The sequence below is a fragment of the Romboutsia lituseburensis DSM 797 genome (assembly GCF_900103615.1).
Taxonomy (GTDB): domain Bacteria; phylum Bacillota; class Clostridia; order Peptostreptococcales; family Peptostreptococcaceae; genus Romboutsia_F; species Romboutsia_F lituseburensis.
Genome location: NZ_FNGW01000003.1, coordinates 336,863 through 355,354, shown reverse-complemented (window position 1 = coordinate 355,354; position 18,492 = coordinate 336,863). Strand labels below are relative to the sequence as shown.

The following is an 18,492-nucleotide window of genomic DNA, read 5'->3' as shown; positions in this document are numbered from 1 at the left end:
TAACTCCAAGTCAATAGTTTTTTTTATTTTTTTATATTAAAATACCCTACGTCTGATTTTCAGACGTAGGGTATATGATAATTTTATTTTACATTAATGTGATTTTTATTAATTAAAAACTTCATTAGATGTTCCTTCTTTTGCAAAGTGAAGTTTGGCATCTGCCCAGTTAGCATGGTCTGAACCTATTCCATTGTTACCATCAGTTACAACTAATTTTAGTTCTCTTGCCCCTGCAATGTTAATTTCTATATACTTTTGGACATCTTTTGATTTCATTAAACCACTATTATAAACTTCCTTGCCGTCTAATAGTACTTTAAATTCCACAGAACCAACAGTTCCAAACATTTGTCTATCTACTCCAATATATGAAGTAAAGTATGATGCATCTATATCAGTTAAATCATAAATAATATTTGATGTTGCATGAGTTCCTATACCTTTTTGGTATGATACTTCTTTATTATCTACATTTGTAAGCCTTATAGCATTTCCACTTACTGCCTTGTCTTTTTTTATACTTGACCAACCAATATTTGCTGATTTCCAATTATAGTCACTTAGGTATTCACTATCTTCCATATTTACAACATGTATAGTTCTAGATTTAACAACTTCATTTCCATTACTATCTGATACCTTATATGTTTGAATGTATTTACCTGATTTATTAAAATCAATTTCTCCAGTTACTTCTACTTTTTTAGTTATGTCTCCATCTTCTACATCAATAGCACTAAATTCTTCATTTATATTTATAGGTTCTCCAATTTTAGTAGCTATTGATTCAGGTATTGTTAAGCTTGGCTTAGAATTATTAGTAGTAAATTTAGCTTCTCCCCATATTGTATGATCATTAGAGTTACTATCATTAGCATCTGTTGTTACAAGTTTTACTTCTTTAGCACCCTTTATATCTACTTTTATATGTTCAACATTTGTATCAGCTTTAAATGTTTTACTACTATATTTCTTTTCTCCATCTACATATACTTCAAATGTTGCAGATGAATTTTTACCTTTTCTAGATTGATCTATTCCTATATTACTTTCAAAATAATCATAGCCCTTATTTTCTACATTATATACAATTTCAGAGTTTGCATGAGCGCCTATACCCTTTTTGTATGTAACATTATTTCCATTGTTTAATAAAGTTATAGTTCTTCCATCTGGTGATTTATCTTTTTCTAGTTTACCATATCCTACTTTTGAAGAAATCACTTCTAAATCAGATAAATAGTCATAATTACTTACTACATTTACTTTTATATTTTCTCTTATTTTACATCCATTGCTTTCAACTTCTAATACTAAATCATATTCTCCATGCTTATTAGTATTTATATTATTTTTTATTATTTTTACATCTGATTTGATATTATTTCCGTTATAATCAGTAGCTGTAAAGTAATCTGATGGGTTAAACTCTTCATTTAACTTAATTGTTATATTATTTTGATTAACTATTAATTTTGGACCTTGTGAATTTAGGGTAACTGGTGAATTAGTATTCAACTTTCTATCATAAGCTATAACTGTATACTTATCATTTTTAGTTAAATCACTAGCTTCATCAACAAAGTATTCTTTTTCAGTAAATCCTACTACTTCTCCATTTTTAAGTATTTCATATCCAAGTAAGTCATCTTTTCCATTTTCAGTTACACTAAATTTTAACTTTATTTTTTCATTTTCATTACTTAAGTTTAACTTAGTTTGTACTCCATCTACAAAACCTTGTCCATTATATTTAACTACTTTATCATTTAAGTACCAAAGTTTTTTGTCAGGTTTTTTATACTTAGTAGCCATTTCAGTTTTAACTTCATCAGTTACAGGGAATCCATGTCTAGCAAAGTATTCACTTAAATCTACTCCTAGTATTTCTGATGAAAACTCTACTATGTACTTAGTTTTACTTTCTTCTTGTTTATCTCCTGATAATATAGTTATATCTTTATCTCTTTCTCTGTAATAGCTATTAAATTCTGCCCAATAACCAGGATAGTATAATTCTAACTGCCAAAATGGTGCTATCCTTTCAAAGTATCCACCAGTTACAAACTCATTAGAATTTTCACTCATTACATTTTCGTATATTTTTTCATAAGGCACAGAATTGCCTGGTTGTAACTCATAATAATAATCCATGTATAGAGCTAACATATTATTAGTTGACTCACCATAAAGTCTTTTTTGCATATCCATTCTATGACCAATCTCATGAGTTATTCCCCAATTAGAACCCTTTCTATCTTCAAATGGTATACATAAGTTAGTCATAACATCACCTTGAACCCCTATATGATCACCCGCTGCATACATATACCCCCAAGGTTGAGCAAGCCTTATATTTTCTCTTATATATTTAGGATCATCGTATTCATTGTTTCCATCTAATCCATAATATTTAAATAGTACTTTCATGTAATTATTCCATGACTTTATAGTATCAAGTGGCTTAACTCCTTTATTAACATAAGCCTCATAAGCTCCACTTGTAGTTCCTGTGAAAAACATATGCTCTGTTTTAAATTCAAATGTATCTATAACTTGTCTATTAGCTACATCTGGATTTGCTTTAACATCTTCATCTACTTTTGCTTTATACTCTTTTAAAAATTCTATAAACTCTTTTTCATTAGTATTTTCATCAAAGTATGGGAATAGTTCTGCCCCACTTTCAAACCTTACAATTGGAGCTTTTCCTTGTTCTTGTTCAGTATATGGATTTATTAAATATACTGGTCCTCCTGATACAACCTTATGTCCATAATGTGCTTCCTGAGATACCTTAGGTACAGTTATTATATTTTTACCTGGCTTTAAATCAATAGTTCTTCCCCAACTAGCCCAACTACCTTCTTGTTGAGAGAAGAAGATTTTAGGTAGTGGTTTGCCTTGTTCTGCCTCTACATATACAACCAACTTATCTCCTGGCTTAGCTAAAACACCTGTTGGCTGATTATTACTTCCAAATCCAAATTTTAAAGTTTCTCTTGCATGTTTTTCCATATTTCCATGTTGTTCTGCTTCTACAATCTTTATAGTTTGCTGCTTATTATTTAATATATCTTTTGCTATATTGATTTTTTCCATAAGAGTATCTTTTAAAGGATGATTATTTGCTTCTTTTTCAAGCTTTTCTATAACTTCTATAGAATTATACTCTTTCTTTAACTCATTATATAAATTGTTTGTAAATAAATCTTCAACCTTGTCTTTTACTTCATCTTGGTAGTATAGACCAAACTCTGATGCTAATGCCCAATTTTCATATCCTTTTTTAAATACAAACTTAACTCTTTTAAATTCTGTTGGATTAAACTTTATTTCTACAGAGTCTTTAGTTTTTGATGCTACTCCACTACTTACTAGTTTGAAAGTATCTCCTTTTGAAGTAGTTGATGCATATATATCAAAACTTTCTGCAAATCCTCTATATGTACTTTGAGGTGCAGTATATACTATTCTATTTAATGTAGTTGTTTTATCTAATGTTAATATAACTTCATTTGTATAAGTATCGCTATTTTGTTTACCTGAATGCCAAGATGTATTTACATCTGAGTCTATAGCTTTTTCTATATTGCTTGATCCATAATGACCACCATTTGTTGTTATACTTGTTATTTTATCTGATGATACTTTAAATGAATTATCATATTTAGGTAATCTTTCATCTCCAAAGTTTATAAATGGTGATACTTTAGCATTTACAAACTTAACATCTCTATTTTCTAATATTAGTTTTGCATTTTCTATATCTTCTTTAAAATTATTATATAAAGGATGATTTTTAGCTTCTTCTTCAAAAGCATTTAATTTTTCTATTGTATTAAATTCTTCTGATAATTGATTCATACTATTATCTGTAAATATTTTATTTAATTTATCTATTATTTTATCTTCTCTATAAAACCAAAATTCAGATGCACTTGCCCATCCTTGATTTGCTTCTTTAAATACAAATTTAACCTTTTTAGTAGTTATAGTATCAAATTTAAACTCCATCATATCTCCAGTAGTTGAATGACTCCCTATTGACACTAACTTAAAATCTTCATCTTTTCCTGTAATTGACGAATAAACTTCAAATGAGTTCGGAAACCCTTTCCCTTTTGCCCCATCTTGTCTTGTGGCATAAGCTATTCTATCTATTGTTTCTAAATTATTAAACTCTATTACAACTTCATTTTTAAATGTTTCGCTGTTTGGCTTTCCTGTTTCCCAATGAGTTGATAGATTGTTGTCTATTGCCTTTTCTATAGAACTTGAAGCATATTTTCCTCCATTGTTAGAGATTGTTTTTATTTCATCTTTATTTACTCTAAACTTTGAGTTATATTCTTCAAAATTTGAATAACTTTTTAAATCAAATTTTTTGATTTGAGCTTCACGTATTTCTTTTGTTTCTATAAGTTTTGCCTTTTCTTTTACTACCTCATTTGCATACACATTAATCACTGGTGAAATATTAGTAGCTATCATTGATACTGCTACTACTGCTGATATTTTTTTCTTCATAATGTCTCCCTCTCATTTTTAATATTAAAAACCAAGGTCATATTATTTAAGCTAAAAAATAAAATTCTTAAAGAAGAAATTAAAAAAACTATCCTTAAAGGATAGTTGCCATCAAAAATAAATATAGATTATTATTTTGTATTACCTTAAAAATAGACATAACAAAATAGACCTATATAAACAAAGAATTTTTATTCTTCGGCAACTGGCTGGCATAGTTGTACAACCTTAGCCCCTTTAGCTTTGCGTCTCTGGATTTCCCCAGATTTGCCAATATTTACCTGTATTTGTTTTTATTATATAATGTTTACATCCATTTTTAAAGTATTATTTAGAATTTTTTTAATTATTTTAAATTTAGTAAGTTTATATATTAAAAAGAGTTTATGTATACACTTTTAGTTAATCTAAAAATATCATAAACTCTCATTTGTATATAATTAACGTAGCGTTATATTTATCTACTAATTCCTAAATAGTCTCTTTTACTCATTATATTTTTTTGAGCTACCTTTGAATTTATCTACAGGATATTTAACTTTATTTTTTTCTATCTTTCTTTCTACAACGTCAAAAAGATTTACATCTAATTCATTGCATAAAAGTATTAAATAATTAGCTACATCAGCTATTTCATCTTCTATAGATTCTCTTTTACTACTTTTTAAAATTTCTTCAATATCATGATTACTTTTCCATTGAAAACATTCTAGTAATTCTCCAGCTTCTATATTTAATGATATTGCTATATCTTTTGGATTATGAAATTGCTTCCAGTCTCTTTCATCTCTGAAATTAATAATGCTCTTTCTTATTTCTTCATATCTGTCCATTTTTTTACCTCATCTTTATAAATCTATACTCAATCTAATCATATCTATACATTCAATTCCATTTTCTACAATCTTTTCTTTGTAGTGTTTTTTAAAAAAGTCTCTGTCTATACCAACTATTCTAAAACCACATCTTTGATAAAAAGCTAATTGAGATATGCTAGAGTTTCCTGTTCCAACTTCTAAAGTCTTAGCATTTGATTTCTTGGCTATATCAATAGCACTATATAATAATTTTTTGCCTATACCATATCCTTGATATTCTTCAGAAACAGCAATGTTTACAAGTTCTAATGTTGATGGTCGTGTTTTTATTAAAATATATGCACCTACAAGTTCGTTATCTTTGTACGCAATATAACAGTCCCCTCTATCTATACACTCTTTCACAGATTCAATAGATGGATCTGCTAGATATAGCAAATCATATGGAATGTTATCATTTGCAGATAGTTTATTAATTTTAATATTATTCATATTACATTCTCCTATAATTTTATAATCGTTATATAAAAATATATACTTTTATTAATTTTATCCATTCTGAGATAAAACTACAGGGTTTCTAGTCTGAATTAATATTTCACCTGGGCCTTTAAATCTAGCTACAAAACCTTCTCCACTAAAAAATGATGACGCTACCCCTTTACATGCTAGTTCTGTTGAGTATTCCATATCATCATCCCATAAAACTAGATGACTAGAATCTACTATGTATTCTTGTCCTTCTGCAAGGTTTATCTTATATATTGAACCACAAGAATTTACAAATAAGGTTCCAATACCTTTAGCTCTAAGCCCAAATATTCCTTCCCCACTACCTAATATACCTTTTATTCTTGCTTTTGTTTCTAAATCTATGCCTTCAGTGCAAGCTAAGAAGTTGCCGTTACTTATTCTTAAACTTTTGCTTCCATCTAAATCAATCTTAGTTATATCTCCTGATGCTGTAGGTGCTAATAATAATTCTCCATCATCCAAAGCTGTGTATTCTTGAAGCAGTGCACTTTCTCCAGACATCCATCTTCCAAACATTTTTCCTATTCCACCTGCTTTTACATTTAAATCAAAGCTTGGTGTCATTGCAACCATAGATCCTGCTTCTACTATATATACTTCACCTCTGTTTGCATATATTTTAAGTATTCTACTATCCCCTTGGCATAATAGTTCAAATTTTTCACTGTTCATAATATTCCTCCTGTACAATATATAATTTATATTATTCAAATTTAACTATACTACTATCTTTGTCTATAACTTTCCAATTTCCATCTTCGTTTTCAACTTTAAAATTAATTTTAGATATACATTCTCCATGCTTTCCAGGCTGTGTTACTATCACATTTTCACCATTTTTATTTTTATAATCATGTTGTTCAAATGCTACATGAGTATGACCTGCAACTATTGCATCAATTCCTTCTACATTTTGAGCTAAGTCTTGGATTCTATTGCCTGGATGTCTAGGTTTTTTAGGTTTTTCTCCACTGTGTGCTACTGCTACTATTATATCTGCTTTTTCTTTTTCCTTCATTACCTTAGCCCATTTTTGAGCATCTTCTACCAAATCATTCATGTATAATTTGTTTTTATACGACGGCATATCTTTTAAGTCTCTCGATCCTTCGTCATTAACTTCTTTAATTGTAAGGCCTAAAACACCTAATTTTATAGTTCCTTCATCTGTTTTAAGTTCTTTTATAATATAAGGTTTTGTGTAATTTTCTCCATTAACCTTATATGTATTTGCTGACAGTAGAGGCATATTGTTTTTTTCATAATGTGATATTAGTTCATCTAATGTAGATTTGTTATTTGATATAAACTCATGGTTTCCAAGAGCTATAGCGTCATATTTTAATTTATACATGTCTTTTACAACTGGTGGTTCTCCCTCTCTTGAATATACAATTTCGTTGTCATCGTACAATGCTTTTGATCTAAACCACCTATTCATCTTAGGATCTTTAATATCAAAAAAATCCCCTGCATCAACTACAGTTATGTTTGCATCTTTTTTTCTTTCACTATCTACATACTCTACCATTGCTTCTGGCACTAGGCTATGTAAATCTGTAGTTGCTAACACATTAACATCTACTTGTTTTTTGCTACATCCTGATAACATTAATGTCAGTAATATAGATGCGCATAATATTCCTTTTTTCCTTTTCATAATATGTCCCCTTAATTTATGATATTATTTTATAAAAAATTCGCTTCGCTCATGTCGCCAACGACTTTGTCCGTTGCTCAAAAATGTCATTTTTTACTTTCACAAAGATATTGATATTACTATACTCTATAGGTTATCCACAGTTTTTGATGTATCATAATATCCTTAAACGTAAAAAATTTATAAAAATTCCCATTGCGATTATATCATATATTTAAATAATTCCCAAATTATGTAAATATTTTAGTAGTAAATTTATTGAATAATTGCTAAATTTAACCTATAATTAAATAATCAATTTTAGGAGGTACTTACTTGAAAAATTTTTTCTCGTTTAAAAATAATAACTTTAATATATTTACTGCAACGGGATTAGTCCTTATATTTTTAAGTTTTTTCTATATTGGTAAACCTTTACTGTTTTTTGCACTTATTTTGGGATTGATACCAGATCTTTATATAGGTATTAGTAGTTATAAAGAATCTAAAAATATAACTTTTATAATGGTTTTAAATATTCTTATTCTTATTATTTTAGCCATATCTTTAATTCTAGAATTGTTTACAAACTAATTATTTATTGAAATTTATTTAGATATGCACTTAAATTATATACATTAACTTATAAATTTTAAGAGGTGATTTATTGAAAATAATCGAAAAACATCGTGATATGATTATAAAAAAATCCACCATATTTTTATACGGTGGATCTTTTTATAACTATTATTAATAATTTTCATCTACCTTTTCATCTACCTTTTCATCAGCTTCTGAATCTGCTTTTGTTTGATGAATTGTATTATATGGATGTTCTGGTGGACCATATATAGCATATAGCTTAAGTGGCTGAGTCCCAACATTAGTAATATTATGCCATTTACCAGCAGGTATTAATATAGCAGAGTCATCATACACCGCTCTTTGAAAATCTAAATTATCTTTACTATCGCCCATTTGTACAAGTCCTTGACCTGATTTAATTCTAATAAATTGATCTCCCTCTTGATGAACTTCTAAACCTATATCATCTCCAGGTTCAATGCTCATTAATGTAATTTGTAAATTTTCTCCTGTCCATAAGACTGTACGAAAGGTTTTGTTTTGTATACTAGCGTCCTCTATATTAACTACGAATGGATCTGGTCCATAATCTTTTCTTTGAATATTAAAATGTTGGCTACACGCTCCTATGTTACTCCAAAATTGACTTTGATGCATGCTATATATTTGTGGATTAAACCAAAAAGGATATTGGTACATATTATACATTTGTTGGTTAAACCAGTAAGAATAAGGATTCGAAACACTATTCATATCTTACCTCCTTTTAGTCGCTTTATAACCATTGTATGATATGTACTTATATAAAATGTTAATCTACCTCAATTTAACTTATTTATTTCTTTTTAAATATTTCATAACTATAATACCATCTTCAACCGAATAGTAATTAAGATCTAAATCTATTTTAGGATTATTTTCTAAAAATAGTTTTCTGCCTTTACCTAAAATAGTAGGTATGATTCCAATAATATATTCATCTATAATATCAGCTTTAGTAAAGTTATCTATTACTCCACCTCCACCAAATAAGTATATATTTTTACCTTCATTTCTTAAGTTAATTATAGTATTTAATATATCTGTACCTATAAAATGATAATTTTCATAGTTATCAATATCTTGTGAAGTCGCTATATATACGTCTATGTCTTTAAAATCCTTATGAAATCCTTGATCATAACATTTTCTACCCATAACTACAACATCAATATCTTCTAAAAATTTATTATGTTCCCATTTATTTTCTGTATTAAGTGTAGAGTTACCATCTCCAACTATCCACTCATATCCTCCTTGCTCATCTGCTATGTATCCATCTAAGCTCATTGCTAAGTTTAATATTATTTTTCCATTCATATAGTAATCCTCCGTCTGCTATTTTTATATAGTATATGTATTTATTAATTTTAATTCATGATTTATTAAATACATACCCTTGATACATTACAATTAAAACTAAAATAACCCTGAGTCTGTTTTTCAGACGTAGGGTTATTTAAATTTATTCTTAATTTATACTGCTATATAATTCCTAATCTACTTTTTATCATAGGTAAGTCTTTAAAGAATACAGAGTAGAAGTTTTCTCCTTCTCCTACTTTTAGACGATAAAAACTATCTAATAGAACTTCATTAATTTCTTCAAGTTCTTTTTCATCTCTAACAAACTTTAAACGGAAACCTAGTGCCTTAATAAATTTATGCCACTCTAAAATAAATACTTTGTTTTCATCATAGTTTTCAATTCCTACCCACTCTTTTACCTTAACATCTTTTAAGTCTTCTTTAGGACAGTTTCCTACCTGTAAAAAATACTTAAAAGTATCGTCTTGGTATGCTCTTCCTAGAGGGAATAAACGGCAAATATTAGGACGTTTAGAGTGAATCATACATCTACCTTCTTCGTTTAAAAAACTACAGTTTTTATTATCATCCTGCATCTTTAAGTATGGTAATGATATTTTATTATTTTTACGTAATTCAATCTTATTTCCTATTAGTTCATCAAATTTAACACCTAAATAGGTTACCATTTCATATATATCAAAAGGTGTAAGCACCACTAATTCTCCAACATCACAGCAACAATCATTACATCCATTACAACCACATGTATCTGCTTTTACTATATCTTCTATATCATATAATTTTCCATCTGAAATTTCATCTAGTATATTTGTAGATCTCATCTATGTTTATCCTCGCTTCTTATTTATATTTTAGTATAATACTTAATCATATCTTATTATACTAAAAATCATCTCATAGTTTAACATATTTAGAGTTATCATTAAAGTAAAAATTAATTTTACTTAACTCACTTATTAAGTGTTACTATTTATGTAGTTATGCAATATATTTGTTTCTTAAAATATAAAAATACCCCTACGTATGTTTTCAGACACAGGGGTATTTTTGTATAATATTTTTAATTACATATTTTTATAATCAGCTAAAAACTTTTCTATTCCTATATCAGTTAAAGGATGTTTAGCCATTTGCTTTAATACATTAAATGGTATAGTAGCAATATCTGAACCTGCTAATGCACATTCAGATGCATGTATTGGATTTCTAACACTTGCTGATATTATTTCTGTTTTTATATTATGGGCTTTAAATATAGCTGAAACTTCAGTTATTAAATCAATTCCAACCATACCTATATCATCTAATCTTCCTACAAATGGACTTACATAAGTAGCTCCTGATTTTGCTGCAAGTAAAGCTTGTTGAGATGAGAATATTAAAGTTACATTAGTTTTAATTCCCTTTTGAGTTAATATATTAACTGCTTTTAGTCCTTCTATGCACATTGGTATTTTAATTACTATATTTTTGTGTAGCTTTACTAATTCTAAAGCTTCCTCTACCATTTTATCACACTCTAAGCTTATTACTTCTGCACTTATTGGTCCATCTACTATCCCACATATTTCATTTATTACTTCTTTTATATCTCTTCCTTCTTTAGCTATTAATGATGGGTTTGTTGTTACACCATCTAATATCCCCCATGTTGCTGCTTCCTTTATTTCATCTACGTTTGCTGTATCTATAAATATTTTCATAATCTCTCTCCTATGTTATTAATTAATTATTTATTTATTTCTTCCATCACTACATTTTTTATATTTTCTTTAGTTAATCCATAGTGTTGTAATAGTTCTTTAGGTGTACCTGATTGTCCAAAAGTATCTTCTATACCAACTTTTCTTACCTTAACTGGTGATTTTAAACTTGTTACAGAACATACTCTATCACCTAATCCGCCTATTATTGAATGTTCTTCAAACGTAATTATACACTTAGTTTCTTTAGCTGCTTTTATTAATATTTCTTCATCAATAGGTTTTATAGTAGGCATATGTATTACTCTTACATTAACATTATCATTCTCTAATTCTTTTGCTGCTTCTAATGCTATATTTGTAGTAAGGCCTGTTGTAACTATTGTTATATCATTACCTTCTTTTACAGCTATCCCTTTTCCAACTTCAAACTTATAATTTTCATCAAATATGTCCTCTGCTGCAAGTCTTCCTAATCTTATATATACAGGACCATTTATTCTTGCTGCTTCTTTTATTACTTGAACAGTTTCAGCCTCATCTGCTGGAACTATTACTGTCATATTTGGAAGTGATGACATTAAAGCTATATCTTCTATTGATTGATGAGATCCTCCATCTTCTCCAACAGTTATACCTGCATGAGTTGCAGCTATTTTTACATTTAAGTTAGGATAACATATTGAATTTCTTATTATTTCAAATGCCCTACCTGTAGCAAATACTGCAAATGTACTTGCAAAAGGTATTTTTCCATAAGAGGCAAGACCTGCACTTAATCCCATTAGATTTTGTTCTGCTATACCTACATTTATAAATCTCTCTTTATATTCCTTTGCAAAATCTGCTGTTTTAGTAGACTTTGATAAATCCGCATCTAATACTACTATATTTTCATTTTCTTTCCCTAATTGCACTAATGCTTTTCCGTATGCTTCTCTAGTAGCTAATCCCATTACTATACCCCCTTAGACTCTAATTCTTGTATTGCTATGTTTCTTTGTTCTAAACTAGGAGCATTTCCATGCCATCCTGCTTCATTTTCCATAAATGAAACACCTTTACCTTTTACTGTTTTAGCTATTATAACTGTTGGCATTCCTTTTGTGTCTTTTGCAATATCAAATGCTTTTTCTATTTCTTCAAAAGAATGCCCATCTATTTCTAATACATTTAAATTAAATGCTTTTAATTTATCTTTTAAAGAGTATATATTCATTACATCTTCATTTTTACCATCTATTTGTAATCCATTGTTATCTATTATTGCTACTAAGTTATCTAATTTATAGTGTGCAGCTGCCATAAGTGCTTCCCAAACTAATCCTTCTTGTACTTCCCCATCACCAAGTAATGAGTACACTCTAACATTGCTTTTATCTATTTTAGCACCTAAAGCTATACCTACTGCATTTGATATACCTTGACCTAAAGAACCTGTAGATACATCAACACCAACTAATTTCTTGCTATCCGGATGCCCTTGTAGTGGTGAATGTAATTTTCTTAATGTATTTAACATCTCTTTATCAAAATAACCTCTTTGAGCAAGTGTTGCATATAAAACAGGTGCTGCATGACCCTTACTTAGTACAAATCTATCTCTATCTTGCTTTTTAGGATTTTGTGGATCTATATTCATTTCTTTAAAGTATAAATATGTAAGTATCTCAACTGCTGATAAAGATCCACCTGGATGCCCTGATTTTGACGAATAAATCATATCAACGATATTTTTTCTAATGTCGTTTGCATTACGTTCTAAACTTTTCATAATTTTACCTCCCGATTTTATTTCAACTAAATTAAAAAATAATACTTCCGATTTTAATATGTATTATTTTTTAATTTAGATATTATAATTTTTATTAATTGTACTAGAATTTGTAGTTTTCAAGGTCATATAAGTTAGGTATTGAAGTTTGTGCTCCTACCTTAGTAACACATAAAGCCCCTACTTTTGATGCAAAATCCATAGCTTCATCTATGCTCTTGTTTTGAGAAAGTGCTACTGATAATGCTCCTGTGTAACTATCCCCTGCAGCTGTAGTGTCTACTGCATCTACTTTATATGATTTTTTAAATTCCATAGTATCTTTATCTAAGTAAAGACTTCCCTTCGATCCTAATGTAACTATAAGTTGTTTTACACCTTTTTCTATCATTATATTAGCTGCTTTTTTTATATCATCTTCACAGTTTATGCTTACTCCACTTAATATTTCTAATTCAGTTTCATTTGGTGTTAATAAATCTACATTTTTTATAATGTCATCGCTTAACTTAACTGCTGGTGCTGGGTTTAATATTGTAAACTTACCTAGTTCTTTTGATTTTTCTAAAGCATATTTTATTGTATCTACTGGTGTTTCAAGTTGTATTACTACTGTAGCGCTTTCCTTTATTGCATCTATACATTTATCTATATCAGTTTCTGTTAACTTAAAGTTTGCTCCTGGTGAAACTACTATTGCGTTTTCAGCATTTTCATCTACTGTTATAAGAGCTACACCACTTGGTCCTTCTTCAACTTGTACATATTTAGTGTTTACATTATCTGCTTTTAATTGTTTTAATAAGCTTTCTCCAAAGCCATCATTTCCAACTTTACCTATCATACATACATCTCCACCAAGTCTTGATGCTGCAACAGCTTGATTTCCACCTTTTCCACCTGGTATTTCTCTAAATTTACTTCCTATTAAAGTTTGACCTTTCTTTGGCATTTCACACACATTTACAACTAGGTCCATATTAAGACTTCCTATTACACATATCTTTTCCATATTAAATTCCCCTCTCTACTGTCATGTAAATTTAATTTTTTATATATTTTCATATATCAAACATTTTAAACCTTATAAATATCGTTTTCATTAAATATATAATATAATATTTTTTTATTAATTGCAATCACTTTTTCACATTTATTTCATATTTTTTACATATTTTTTACATACACTTCAACTTTCTTTATATAAAAATTGCATTAGTATACTATACTAATGCAATCATTTTCCTAAACTATGCAACTTCACTTATTAATTCATTTGATACTTTTTCATTTTTACTTAATAGCTTAATAGCAATAAATGTAACTAATGTTAATCCTAACATCATGTAAAGTCTATAATCTACTATTCCTTCATATAAAGCATTATGTACTAATCCTGAAGTAGTTGCTCCCATTATAGGTGCTACTACAGGTATCCATGCATATTTAAAATCAGAATTTCCTTTACCTGGTATTGGAAGTAGGAAATGTGCTAAACGCGGACCTAAATCTCTAGCTGGGTTTAATGCAGCCCCTGTTACTCCTCCAAATGATGTCCCTACTAAAAAGATTAAACATCCAACCGCTAAAGGCTTTAATCCTCCTGGGAATGTATTTGTATCAATTCCTAATATACAAAATACTAATCCAAATGTTACTATATATTCACTAAAAAAGTTTGCTACGTTATTTCTTATAGTTGGAGCTGTTGCAAATATTGTTAACTTAACATTTACATCATCTGTTTTTTCCCAATGATCAATGAACTGAAGATAAACTAAAAGTGAACCAAACATTCCACCTGCTATTTGTGCTAATATGTATCCTGGTACTAAACTCCATTCAAAACTTCCCTTTACAGCTTGCATAATAGTTATTGCCGGATTAATATGCGCTCCACTTATATCTCCTAAACAAAATATAACCATAGCAACTGTGCATCCCCAAGCAATATTTATCGCTACATTTCCTGCTTGATATGATCCTGAAGTTTTTAATGCATTTCCTGCTAAAACCCCACATCCAAAGAATATTAACATTGCTACTCCTATAAATTCCGCTAAATATACATTCATTTTGATCTCTCCCTTTTAAATTATTTTTTGTTTTTTATTAATGCTTCCTATAAATTTCCCTTTTACTTTCACATTTGTTCCATGTCTATAATATCGTTTTCCTGTTCTATATTCATATAATATATTATTTTTTTTATTTTTTCAATACTTTTTTTATATATTTTTTCATATTTTTTTCATATTATTTTTCATTTATTACATTTTTGTTTCACATCTTTTATTTGTCACTATTTTAGAATAAAATTTCACTTAGCTTAATTCCTCTATATGAACTAATTATGCACAGATTTTGAGGTATCATAATTACATTAAATAAAAAAATAGAGGTCATTTGACCTCTATTTTTTATTATTTCCTTTTAATTTTTCTGAGCCTCTAATTACAATACTTGGCTTTAATACTATATTTTGAGTAGCACAAGGTTCTTCGTCTATTAGTTTCTTTGATAATACTTCAAAAGCCATTTTCCCCATTTCAGAAGTTGGCCTAGATACAACACTTATATTTAATCCTAAGTATGTAAAAAATTCTAAATCATCAAATCCTAATAAGGATATATCTTGTCCTATTTTTATATTCATCTCATTTAATGCATTTATAGCACCTAGTGTCATCATATTATTACAGATAAATATTGCTGTTACATCTTTATTATTTTTTATTATCTCTTTTGTGAATTTATATCCTGAGTCTACATGAAAATCACCTTCATATATATACTCTTCATTAATTTCTAGTCCATTTATTTTGTGTGCTTGTTTATATCCTTCTAGTCTATGCTGTGCTGTTTCATACTCCAGGGGACCTGTTATTACAGCTATTTCCTTATGTCCTGAAGTTATTAAAGTATCTACTCCATCAAAAGCACCTTTTTGATTGTCAATAAAAACTCCGTCAAAATCACAGAATATCAAATCTCTATCTAATAGTATTACAGGTACACCTAAAGAGTTTAATTTTTGAATATGTTGCTTGGTTGTTTCTCTATTTTTTATAGTTGTAGTAATTATTAACCCACAAATATTAAAATCATTTAAAGCATCTATTATTTTCATTTCTTTTTCTATACTTTCGCCACTATCGAATGAAAATACATTATAATTTAATTTTTCTGCTTCCTCAGTTAATCCTTTAAGTACATCTGTAAAAAACATATTTGATAAGTCTGGAAATACTACTGCAATGTTTTTTTCTCTTACATATGTTTTATCTTGTTCTTTTATTTCTTGTATTGCATTTTTTATAAGTTCTCTTGTTTCTTGTTTTACATATCCTGATTTATTTAAATATCTAGAAACCGTAGCTATAGATACTCCTGATTTAGCCGCTATATCTTTTACTTTTATGTTCATCTAAAAACTATCCCCCTAGGTTATACGTTTATATTATAATTATACTCTATAAAATATTATTTTACAAAATTTCTGTATTTATTCACTTCCAAAATATTGTAATTTATTAGTTACCATTTTATTTTTTGAAGTGCTATAATAATTTTAAAATTACATATTTAATAGGGGGATTTTATGAACTGCTTAAGATGCGATACTGAATTAAAATTTTTAAAGGAATATAGATTTGACAGTCAAGACAACAATAGAGGATTTTTTAGTTTTGTATTTGATATAGAAGATCACTTAGTTTTTGATGTTTATGTATGCCCAAACTGTAGAAAAACTGAATTTATATATAAATCAAATCTAGGTGGATTTGAATCTATGATTGATAGATAATTACATAGACATAATTTAAAACCACTATCTAAATTTTACTTAGATAGTGGTTTATTTTATTTATATAAAAAATGGAATTGTCAGTGAACCAATTGTCATAACTAATAAAAGTGCTATAATTACTTTTCCTTTAACACTTGCTAAGTTAAAAGTCCATCCTGCTCCAAATCTTTTCTCTACAATAAATGATGAGTCATCTTTATTATAATATATAAATCCATAAATCCATTTTTCATCATCTGAATCTAGTGAATTTATATCTTTATTTTTACTTTTTAATGATGAAAGTCTAATAAAGTAATACATAGATGCTATCCCGAAAAACATTGGTAAAATCATACTTGGTATAAATAATATCATAGGTACATTCATTTGATTAACCATGAAAATTGGCATCGTTGTCGTAATTGATTGTATACTTAAAGTTAGTAGTAAAAAACAATATCCTAATCTATTTAGGTATGTTATAGCTTTTTTTCTGTTTTCTTCTAAATTAACAATGTCTATGTATACTCTAGCCCCAATAGTTTCTACGGTCGTAAATGCCATTAATACTACTAATGTTAAATCTATAAAGCTAATAAAGAATACGCTTTGTAAGCTTTTTTGTGAAAATCCATCCGGCTTTCCATCTGGCCCCCAGTGAGTAATTATTGTATCTGGCAAACTATTATAATTAATAGCTAAGTATAGTGCTGAAATTATAGATAATGCTATACATATTCCAAATAATACAGTAAACTTTTTCTTTAATTTAGCCTTTGCATTTAATAATTCTGTATCTATAATTATTTTTTTGCTTTCATTCACATTTTTTAAATCATGATTTTCCTGTAAGTTTAATAGGCTACTTTTTAATGATTTCACTTCTACATAATATGTTTTTAGAAACACAAAGGATACGATTGTATATCCAAGCATTAAGATTACCATAATCATTTCACTACTATATTTTTTTAAGACTATATTAATAATAAATATTAATAGCATTATTAATAATGTTAAATTCATTTTTCTTTTATAGCCTTTATCAATTCGCATTTTGTCTTCTTCATTTAATGTAATATTTTTTACATATACACCATAAAAATAATTTTTTCCACTTAAAAACTGTATGTTATATATAAACAAGTGAAACATTAAAAATATAGGTATAAGTACTGCTAAAAAAACCATATTGTTATTCATATTTCTTCCCCCATACTCCCTATAATAATCACTTCATATGTAATTATATTTTACAACGTAAACTCCATTGGTACATATCTTATTCCATTTTTAATTTGTTCTACATCAATAGCTATAAAGCCTATTTTCTCATAAAATGGTATTGCATACGGCGATGAATTCAGCTTAATTTTATCTACATTTTTCAATTTCAACTTACTAACAATTTCATTGATCAACTTTGTTGCAATACCCCTTCTATGGTACTTCTTATCTACAAAAACAAGCGATATATGATTCCTTATACTAATAGCTAATACTCCAATAATTTTATTGTTATGAAAAGCCCCTATCATTAATTGTTCACCAGTTTTAAATTTATTAATAAACTCTTTATTTTCAATTATTTGATTTATAAATTCATTTACTCCCTCTTGGCTGTAATCTGGAGCATCAAATTCCATAAATACATCTTTTACTAATTTAAACGCTTCTTCTATATCATTGAAATCAACGTTTTTAATACAGTAATTTTCCACCATATCCCCCCCTTATATTTT

Annotated in this window: 18 protein-coding genes and 1 riboswitch; of the genes, 2 read left to right on the top strand and 16 right to left on the bottom strand. The window is 28.0% G+C overall.

The window, feature by feature from the left end:
* Positions 1-108: 108 nt before the first annotated feature.
* The 5 genes from BLP75_RS07525 to BLP75_RS07505 form a co-directional block, all read right to left on the bottom strand.
* Positions 109-4,533, bottom strand: a complete 4,425-nt coding sequence (locus BLP75_RS07525) for an NPCBM/NEW2 domain-containing protein (protein WP_092725035.1) — start codon at positions 4,531-4,533, stop codon at positions 109-111.
* Between the two features lie 197 nt (positions 4,534-4,730).
* Positions 4,731-4,815: riboswitch (cyclic di-GMP riboswitch) on the bottom strand.
* Positions 4,816-5,018: 203 nt separating this feature from the next.
* Positions 5,019-5,366 carry a nucleotide pyrophosphohydrolase gene (locus tag BLP75_RS07520; RefSeq protein WP_092725034.1) on the bottom strand — a complete coding sequence of 116 codons (348 nt, stop codon included), beginning with the start codon at positions 5,364-5,366 and terminating at the stop codon, positions 5,019-5,021.
* 15 nt (positions 5,367-5,381) lie between these two features.
* The gene (locus BLP75_RS07515; protein WP_207645426.1) at positions 5,382-5,843 is read right to left on the bottom strand and encodes a GNAT family N-acetyltransferase; all 462 of its coding nucleotides are present in this window, start codon (positions 5,841-5,843) and stop codon (positions 5,382-5,384) included.
* 57 nt (positions 5,844-5,900) lie between these two features.
* On the bottom strand, positions 5,901-6,557 hold the full coding sequence (locus BLP75_RS07510) for a TIGR00266 family protein (RefSeq protein ID WP_092725033.1): 657 nt from the start codon (positions 6,555-6,557) through the stop codon (positions 5,901-5,903).
* Between the two features lie 31 nt (positions 6,558-6,588).
* Positions 6,589-7,545 (bottom strand): metallophosphoesterase, encoded by a 957-nt coding sequence (locus BLP75_RS07505; RefSeq protein ID WP_092725032.1) that lies wholly within the window; start codon positions 7,543-7,545, stop codon positions 6,589-6,591.
* Positions 7,546-7,860: 315 nt separating this feature from the next.
* On the opposite strand from BLP75_RS07505, the gene BLP75_RS07500 reads away from it, so the two are divergent.
* Positions 7,861-8,118, top strand: coding sequence for a hypothetical protein (locus BLP75_RS07500; RefSeq protein ID WP_092725031.1), 258 nt, complete (start codon positions 7,861-7,863; stop codon positions 8,116-8,118).
* A gap of 156 nt (positions 8,119-8,274) precedes the next feature.
* On the opposite strand, the gene BLP75_RS07495 is transcribed toward BLP75_RS07500, so the two are convergent.
* The 9 genes from BLP75_RS07495 to BLP75_RS07455 all read right to left on the bottom strand — a co-directional run bounded on the left by BLP75_RS07495 (position 8,275) and on the right by BLP75_RS07455 (position 16,384).
* On the bottom strand, positions 8,275-8,862 hold the full coding sequence (locus tag BLP75_RS07495) for a cupin domain-containing protein (RefSeq protein ID WP_242872403.1): 588 nt from the start codon (positions 8,860-8,862) through the stop codon (positions 8,275-8,277).
* A gap of 78 nt (positions 8,863-8,940) precedes the next feature.
* Entirely contained in the window at positions 8,941-9,468 is a 528-nt protein-coding gene (locus tag BLP75_RS07490; RefSeq protein ID WP_092725030.1) for a dihydrofolate reductase family protein, read from the bottom strand.
* A 164-nt stretch (positions 9,469-9,632) separates the two neighbouring features.
* Positions 9,633-10,301, bottom strand: coding sequence for a YkgJ family cysteine cluster protein (locus tag BLP75_RS07485; protein ID WP_092725029.1), 669 nt, complete (start codon positions 10,299-10,301; stop codon positions 9,633-9,635).
* 243 nt (positions 10,302-10,544) lie between these two features.
* Positions 10,545-11,183 carry a fructose-6-phosphate aldolase gene (gene fsa, locus BLP75_RS07480; protein ID WP_092725028.1) on the bottom strand — a complete coding sequence of 213 codons (639 nt, stop codon included), beginning with the start codon at positions 11,181-11,183 and terminating at the stop codon, positions 10,545-10,547.
* Between the two features lie 26 nt (positions 11,184-11,209).
* Entirely contained in the window at positions 11,210-12,139 is a 930-nt protein-coding gene (locus BLP75_RS07475) for a transketolase family protein (protein WP_092725027.1), read from the bottom strand.
* Between the two features lie 2 nt (positions 12,140-12,141).
* Positions 12,142-12,957 (bottom strand): transketolase, encoded by an 816-nt coding sequence (locus BLP75_RS07470; RefSeq protein WP_092725026.1) that lies wholly within the window; start codon positions 12,955-12,957, stop codon positions 12,142-12,144.
* Positions 12,958-13,060: 103 nt separating this feature from the next.
* Positions 13,061-13,969: a ribokinase gene (gene rbsK, locus BLP75_RS07465; RefSeq protein ID WP_092725025.1), complete on the bottom strand. Its 909-nt coding sequence runs from the start codon at positions 13,967-13,969 to the stop codon at positions 13,061-13,063.
* A 238-nt stretch (positions 13,970-14,207) separates the two neighbouring features.
* Positions 14,208-15,032: an MIP/aquaporin family protein gene (locus tag BLP75_RS07460; protein ID WP_092725024.1), complete on the bottom strand. Its 825-nt coding sequence runs from the start codon at positions 15,030-15,032 to the stop codon at positions 14,208-14,210.
* Between the two features lie 338 nt (positions 15,033-15,370).
* On the bottom strand, positions 15,371-16,384 hold the full coding sequence (locus BLP75_RS07455; RefSeq protein ID WP_092725023.1) for a LacI family DNA-binding transcriptional regulator: 1,014 nt from the start codon (positions 16,382-16,384) through the stop codon (positions 15,371-15,373).
* Between the two features lie 174 nt (positions 16,385-16,558).
* Between BLP75_RS07455 and BLP75_RS07450 the strand changes: the two genes are divergently transcribed.
* Positions 16,559-16,765 carry a hypothetical protein gene (locus BLP75_RS07450; RefSeq protein WP_092725022.1) on the top strand — a complete coding sequence of 69 codons (207 nt, stop codon included), beginning with the start codon at positions 16,559-16,561 and terminating at the stop codon, positions 16,763-16,765.
* 60 nt (positions 16,766-16,825) lie between these two features.
* Here the strand turns inward: BLP75_RS07450 and BLP75_RS07445 are convergent, their stop codons facing one another.
* Both BLP75_RS07445 and BLP75_RS07440 read right to left on the bottom strand, forming a co-directional pair.
* A complete protein-coding gene (locus tag BLP75_RS07445; protein WP_092725021.1) occupies positions 16,826-17,953 on the bottom strand; it encodes a DUF1648 domain-containing protein in 1,128 nt (375 codons plus the stop codon).
* A gap of 50 nt (positions 17,954-18,003) precedes the next feature.
* A complete protein-coding gene (locus tag BLP75_RS07440) occupies positions 18,004-18,471 on the bottom strand; it encodes a GNAT family N-acetyltransferase (protein ID WP_170139112.1) in 468 nt (155 codons plus the stop codon).
* Positions 18,472-18,492 lie beyond the last annotated feature (21 nt).

Bases quoted from the DNA above. Each gene is read 5' to 3' on its own strand.
- BLP75_RS07510 (WP_092725033.1), bottom strand. From the start codon at position 6,557: ATGAACAGTGAAAAATTTGAACTATTATGCCAAGGGGATAGTAGAATA.
- BLP75_RS07455 (WP_092725023.1), bottom strand. From the start codon at position 16,384: ATGAACATAAAAGTAAAAGATATAGCGGCTAAATCAGGAGTATCTATA.
- BLP75_RS07475 (WP_092725027.1), bottom strand. From the start codon at position 12,139: ATGGGATTAGCTACTAGAGAAGCATACGGAAAAGCATTAGTGCAATTA.
- BLP75_RS07515 (WP_207645426.1), bottom strand. From the start codon at position 5,843: ATGAATAATATTAAAATTAATAAACTATCTGCAAATGATAACATTCCA.
- BLP75_RS07505 (WP_092725032.1), bottom strand. From the start codon at position 7,545: ATGAAAAGGAAAAAAGGAATATTATGCGCATCTATATTACTGACATTA.
- BLP75_RS07470 (WP_092725026.1), bottom strand. From the start codon at position 12,957: ATGAAAAGTTTAGAACGTAATGCAAACGACATTAGAAAAAATATCGTT.
- BLP75_RS07485 (WP_092725029.1), bottom strand. From the start codon at position 10,301: ATGAGATCTACAAATATACTAGATGAAATTTCAGATGGAAAATTATAT.
- BLP75_RS07490 (WP_092725030.1), bottom strand. From the start codon at position 9,468: ATGAATGGAAAAATAATATTAAACTTAGCAATGAGCTTAGATGGATAC.
- BLP75_RS07525 (WP_092725035.1), bottom strand. From the start codon at position 4,533: ATGAAGAAAAAAATATCAGCAGTAGTAGCAGTATCAATGATAGCTACT.
- fsa (WP_092725028.1), bottom strand. From the start codon at position 11,183: ATGAAAATATTTATAGATACAGCAAACGTAGATGAAATAAAGGAAGCA.
- BLP75_RS07520 (WP_092725034.1), bottom strand. From the start codon at position 5,366: ATGGACAGATATGAAGAAATAAGAAAGAGCATTATTAATTTCAGAGAT.
- BLP75_RS07495 (WP_242872403.1), bottom strand. From the start codon at position 8,862: ATGAATAGTGTTTCGAATCCTTATTCTTACTGGTTTAACCAACAAATG.
- rbsK (WP_092725025.1), bottom strand. From the start codon at position 13,969: ATGGAAAAGATATGTGTAATAGGAAGTCTTAATATGGACCTAGTTGTA.
- BLP75_RS07460 (WP_092725024.1), bottom strand. From the start codon at position 15,032: ATGAATGTATATTTAGCGGAATTTATAGGAGTAGCAATGTTAATATTC.
- BLP75_RS07445 (WP_092725021.1), bottom strand. From the start codon at position 17,953: ATGAATAACAATATGGTTTTTTTAGCAGTACTTATACCTATATTTTTA.
- BLP75_RS07450 (WP_092725022.1), top strand. From the start codon at position 16,559: ATGAACTGCTTAAGATGCGATACTGAATTAAAATTTTTAAAGGAATAT.